At 53.9% G+C, this 4,620-nt stretch carries 5 protein-coding genes and 1 pseudogene; 5 read left to right on the top strand and 1 reads right to left on the bottom strand.

Annotated features, from left to right (window positions below; translation table 11 throughout):
- Window positions 1-759: 759 nt before the first annotated feature.
- Complete coding sequence (locus F568_RS0121775; protein WP_019020856.1) at window positions 760-2,010, top strand: hypothetical protein; 1,251 nt, start codon at window positions 760-762, stop codon at window positions 2,008-2,010.
- A gap of 354 nt (window positions 2,011-2,364) precedes the next feature.
- On the opposite strand, the gene F568_RS25200 is transcribed toward F568_RS0121775, so the two are convergent.
- Window positions 2,365-2,532, bottom strand: coding sequence for a hypothetical protein (locus F568_RS25200; RefSeq protein WP_019020857.1), 168 nt, complete (start codon window positions 2,530-2,532; stop codon window positions 2,365-2,367).
- 706 nt (window positions 2,533-3,238) lie between these two features.
- On the opposite strand from F568_RS25200, the gene F568_RS24745 reads away from it, so the two are divergent.
- From F568_RS24745 to F568_RS23730, 4 genes and pseudogenes are all read left to right on the top strand, one after another.
- Window positions 3,239-3,616, top strand: a complete 378-nt coding sequence (locus F568_RS24745; protein ID WP_083933095.1) for an amidase family protein — start codon at window positions 3,239-3,241, stop codon at window positions 3,614-3,616.
- A 69-nt stretch (window positions 3,617-3,685) separates the two neighbouring features.
- Window positions 3,686-4,057: a hypothetical protein gene (locus F568_RS24155; RefSeq protein ID WP_211213474.1), complete on the top strand. Its 372-nt coding sequence runs from the start codon at window positions 3,686-3,688 to the stop codon at window positions 4,055-4,057.
- Complete coding sequence (locus tag F568_RS0121800; protein ID WP_019020861.1) at window positions 4,044-4,421, top strand: type 2 periplasmic-binding domain-containing protein; 378 nt, start codon at window positions 4,044-4,046, stop codon at window positions 4,419-4,421. Before F568_RS24155 ends, F568_RS0121800 begins: the two co-directional genes overlap by 14 nt.
- A pseudogene (locus tag F568_RS23730) lies at window positions 4,421-4,620 on the top strand (TRAP transporter small permease subunit); the annotation flags it as partial. The gene F568_RS0121800 and the pseudogene F568_RS23730, both read left to right, overlap by 1 nt.

Genomic DNA, 4,620 nt, shown 5'->3' on the forward strand with positions numbered 1-4,620 from the left:
TCAACGCAGCTAGGAGAAATTCGTCACCGCAGACCAGGGAAGGCCAGCCTAAAGGCCATCCAATCAACGCAGCTAGGAGGAATTCGTCACCATAGGCCAGAAGAGCCTGCCACACAGACTATCCCAACCAGTACATCTAGGAGGAATCCATCATCACCGTAGGCCAGGGGAGGCCGGTCCACACAGGCAACCCTATCACCCAGCTAGGAGGAATCCATCACCGTAGGCCAGGGGAGGTCGGCCCACACAGGTCATCCAATCAGTAAAGCTACGAGGAATCTGTCGCCGTAGGCTAGGAGAGACCGGCCCACATAGGCAATCCAACCAGTAAAGCTAGGAGGAATCTGTCGCCGTAGGCCAGGAGAGGCCGGCCCACACAGGCCTCCAACCAGTAAGCTAGGAGGAGTCTGTCGCCGTAGGCCAGGAGAGGCCGGCCTACACAGGCCATCCAACCAGCAAAGCTAGGAGGCATCTGTCGCCGTAGGCCAGCAGAACTCGCCATAGGGACTCTTCGGTAAGTCAGCCAAGAAAGCTCTACGCTGCGAGCAAGCAGTTCGATAGGGTCTGAGATGCTACTGCTTTAAAACCTAGCCAATGCCGAGGCATAGCCTTCTTGGTCAGAGCTAGCCTTGTCGTACGACCACTGGTTTTTACAGCATGAGTACAGCGATATTTAAAAAATGTCAGATGCGACGGATTCCTCCTAGTCGAAGGGGGCCGCACTCACTTATCCTCGGCGATGAACCGGAGGAGGCCTCTATGGGAAGCCGTACTGATAATGTCGATTTAGCTGAACTGCAGAAGCGCCGCCAGAAGACGCTGGAGCGACTCGAAGGTAAACCTGTAGAAAAAGCCAAGCCAAACAGTAATAACCGCCCCGTGATTCCAAGGGGAGGGGTAGGGCAACTAAATTTAGGTTTGTTAGACCCCCGGAATCCTCAGGAAGAATATTTCGCGGATGGTTATGCCGATCTACAAGATTTCCAAGGTGTAATCGCTAACAAGGTTTCTGATAGAGAAAAGCTATCTAGCCTTTTTACAGCATGGGAAAATATTCCTAAATATAATGGGAGTGCCTTAGCAGGCGTTTCTTCAGGCGTTTCAGAGCCGCTCGACATCGTTACTCACAAGTTTATTCACGATGGCGATGAATATGAAATGGTCCTTACCCCCGCACAACTTCAGAAAAAGGTAAAAGGGAAACTGGTAAGTCAATTCCATTACCCTGGCCTGACGGAAGAGTTTGTCGAATTAGTCCTTGTTCAGATGTCGATGGAGGAGGCCAAACTGTTCGACGATCCGAACTTGAACTCAGGGCGAGCATATGGGGTTTCTTTCTCGCTTTCTGGGCTAAAAAACGCTATGAGTGCACAGAAAAAAACAAGAAGTTATACGGAACTAGTCCAAGCACTTAATGTTCTTCATAAGTCTAACCTTGAGTTGCGTGTTAATGGGGTTAAATCAGCCTCTGCGCCTATTCTGCCTGAGCTTTACTCGTATGCAGAGCGAGGCTACAAGAAAACAGACCCTTCTGCGCGCTGGGCTGCAAGGTTTCACCCACTAATTTCCATGGCCATCAGCAGTAGAAATTACCGCCAATATAATATTGAGCGCCTGATGTGCACAAATAGTAAGGCTGCTTTAAACTTGAGCAAAATGGTGTTGACTCAAGCTAGAAACCTTTCTGATGAGCATCCTTATCGCATAACATACCAGGAATTTGTTCGCCATTGTGGGGAGCTTAATTACAGCCGTAGAAGTGATGGAATAAGAAAATTTATCAACGTTGCTAAAGCTCTCAAAACACATGGTACTCTGTCACGCATAGAAGAAAGGAAAATTCGCGGCTGGCGAAATCGTGTAGAGGACATAGAGCTTTCTTTATATGGTAGTAAAGAGCTAATTCAAGAAATCAAGGCTGGCCACGTTAAGGAGCGCCTGGTTATGGAGCGCTATGAGGCTGAGAAGAAACGTTTAGAGAGACAAGAACGATCCCGAGCTAAGAAATAGCGGGATCTACCCTAATCCTTTCTTCATAGCTTTGTACACTTTAATCGGCTCAAGCCTGTGGAGATTGCTCGGCAATTCTTGTTTCCCAACGCAGTGAACAAGTATTTGGCACCTCCACGCCCTGAAGATAGTTTCCCAAACCAGTTTTACTGACCTGCAACGAAGCGTATGCCAGCAGTATTGGTGCTGGCGTTGATATTACGTCACGCTAAAATGTCCCCCCCTCTCCAGAACTGTGCAGGCTATAGTGCAGCAACTAGGAGAACAAGATGAGCGAAGAATAACGAGTAAAGCGCTGGACCGCTAAGCGAAAGTCCGCCGTGCTTATGGATAATCTTTGAAGGCAAGACCACCTTAGCTGAAGTGGCTCGACAGCACGACCTGACAGTTTCCGAAGACGAGGGTTGGATCGAGGAAGCCCGGCGCAGTATGAAAAACGGCTTCAAGGCCCGTCCCAAGAATATCCGTGAATAGTACGAATCCGAACTGGGAGAGACCAAGAATGCGCTGGGCGAAGCTCATCTGTAGATCCATGCATTAAAAATGGCGCCGCCTGCTCGTCGAGGACGACAACTCCTGGCGATGTTGCAGGCGGAAATGACCCAGGCGGGTCACCTAGTATCACTTGGAAAGCTGGATCAGTGGCTGGGGGTTCCTCGGCGGACATTACAACCTATCGCAAGCTGCGCGGGTGTGTGATTGACACCAGCCGGCGGGTGAAGCTGGTTCTGGAACGGTCCCCCTACGTCTATCGCCGACTGGCGTGTGACCTGGGAGAGAACCGTTAGCCTATACAGCGCATCTTCCAGTTGAATAGCTGACAGGCTTGCAAAAGGGCGCTGGGTTTCGACCTCGCGCGCGAAGCTTGCCATCGGTCGCTTTACGGCCGGATGAAAGCTGGGCCACTAAACTGATTGTGATGCGGCAAGCATCGGGGGCCAGCCTGGTGGTAGTCATCGACTGTTGTACGCGTGAGATCCTTGGCTGGCGATTCTCAGATAATGATAGCAGTAAGACTGCTGAAGCCGCGCTCGAAGAAGCACTAACGCATTGATTCAGCGCACTGGGCCGGGTTCATCAGCCGTTAGAGCTGAGATCCTGCTGCCGCTCATGCTCGATGAATCGGTCTACGCCAGCGCTGACATCGAGTGCGCGGCAGGCCTGTCGGACGTCACAGCGGTCAAGCTCAAGATGAGCAAGGCCGGGGCCCGCCGAACTCGCCGAGCATATCTCGGGCGGCTCCTCCAGCGGCCCTGGCGCGGCGGTGGCAGTGCGGCTCTGTTTCGGCTCGCTGGGCTCCGGCACCAAGGCCTCGATCCGAGTGCCGGCCGCCTGTTGCGGCGTGGTGGGGCTCAAGCCCACCCATGGACGCATCATCCGCTACGGGGGCATGACCCGCTCCTGGAGTAACGACTGCGTAGGGCCAATCGCGCGCACCGTCATGGAATGTGCACTGCTGATGCAGGTACTGGCCGGCCATGATCCCAAGGATTCCTCCAGCCTGAGCGCCCCCGTTCCCAATTATCTCGCCGCCTTGGAGCAGGGTGTTTCCGGTCTACGAATCGGGATTCCCACCCGGCACTTCGCCGACGGCGTCGATGACTAGGTCGCCTCGGCGCTCATTAGTAGCCGCCGCATTCTCGAACAGGCGGGGTGCTATCTGGTGGATGTGGAATTGCCCGATCCGAAGCCATTGTATGATCTGGGGGAGACGCTATCCAAGGGCGAGGCATCGACCATTCACCGGCGCTGGATGCAAGAGCGCCCCCAAGACTGCAGCGACCATGTCCGAAAAAGACTGGAAGTGGGCCTCGTTCTGCCGGCGACGCGTTACCTTGAGGCACGCGCCGAAATGCTCCGAACCTTCTTGCTACTGCGGTCGCCGCGCATCAGGGCGTACTGTTTCTCGATTCGAGGCTCGGTGGAGGCGCTGGCCGGGGCGCGAAGCGTGCTGTTCGACAAAACCGGAACGCTCACCACCGGCGAGCTGGAGCTGGTCGAGGTGGTCAGCGGCGAACGCCGGCAGTTGCTAGTTGTTAATAAATAAAGGCGTCTGGGGTAGTCTCAGTGAAGCTCAAAGAACTCAGATTGAAACTGCTTGCCAATCTAACATACAAAAAGAATTCGATAAGATTATCCCTGCTCAGGTAAAAGCTATAGAAAAACTCGAACAGAATGGGACTCTGGTTCACCGTCTCCCCGAAAATGTTCTTTCTGAGTTACAGGCGACCTGGCAGGAAGTTCTTCAGAAAGAGAAAGAAAAGAGCCCTGAATTTAGTGAGGCCTACCAGTCGCTTTTAAATCACTCAGCCCTGATGGATAAATGGTACGAGCTGCAGGCGCTGCCAGCACCCAAGGCGATCCAGGGTGAGAGCCAGCCCACGCCAGTCAAGGGTGAAGGAGACGCCTGATGCCCTACGCCCGCCTTGCGCCCTGGCGTGAGCGCGGTGCGGCGGTGTGTGCCGCCCTGGCCAGACCACTGGTCTGGCTGGGGCTGTTCGTGGGTCGCCTCACCAGCTGGCTGGTTTTGCTGGTGATGCTGACCGTGCTCACCACCGTCACGCTCAACGCCCTTGGCATCAACGAAATCGCCCGCTGGCAGGACGATGT

The organism is Modicisalibacter luteus DSM 23508 (assembly GCF_000378505.1).
GTDB classification, from domain to species: domain Bacteria; phylum Pseudomonadota; class Gammaproteobacteria; order Pseudomonadales; family Halomonadaceae; genus Modicisalibacter; species Modicisalibacter luteus.